General features: G+C 67.5%; 1 protein-coding gene. It reads left to right on the top strand.

Annotated features, from left to right (window positions below; all coding sequences use genetic code 11):
• On the top strand, positions 1-739 hold a 739-nt coding region (locus CCN51_RS42500), incomplete at both ends, for a condensation domain-containing protein (RefSeq protein WP_245881796.1).

Genomic DNA, 739 nt, shown 5'->3' with positions numbered 1-739 from the left:
CCGCGCCCCGCGCACACCGCGTGAGGAGATCCTGTGCGAGCTGTTCGCGGAAGTACTGGGCGTCACCGACATCGGTATTGACGACAGCTTCTTCTCCCTCGGCGGACACTCCCTCCTCGCCACCCGCCTCATCAGCCGCATCCGCACCACCCTGGACGTCGAACTCACCATCCGAGCCCTCTTCGAAACCCCCACCGTCGCAGGCCTCGCCGAACACCTCCAAACATCCAACGCCCACACCACACGCCCCAAACTCACCACCCAAACCCGGCCCGAGACCGTACCGGTCTCCTTCGCACAACGCCGACTGTGGTTCCTCGGCCAACTCGAAGGCCCCTCAGGCACCTACAACATCCCCCTGGCACTCCGGTTGCGCGGGCAGCTGGACGTCGATGCGCTACGTTTGGCCGTTGGGGATGTGGTCGGGCGGCATGAGAGCCTGCGGACACTCTTCCCCCAGACCGACGGCCAGCCCCGTCAGCATGTCGTCGAGGGTGATGCGGCGGTGCTGCCGCTGACCGTGACCGAGTCGGTCACGGAGGACGAGCTGCCCGAAGCCCTGGCCCGCGAGGCCCGCACCGGTTTCGATCTCGCCCGCGACCTGCCTCTGCGCGTGCGGCTCTTCGTACTCGGGCCCATGGAGTACGTCCTGCTGGCCGTGGTGCATCACATCGCCGCCGACGGCTGGTCTATGACACCCTTCGCCCGCGACCTGTCCACCGCCTACCAGGCCCGCACC

Source organism: Streptomyces milbemycinicus (assembly GCF_002154605.1).
In the GTDB taxonomy this organism is placed as follows: domain Bacteria; phylum Actinomycetota; class Actinomycetes; order Streptomycetales; family Streptomycetaceae; genus Streptomyces; species Streptomyces milbemycinicus.
This window is presented reverse-complemented; position numbering and strand designations above follow the sequence as displayed.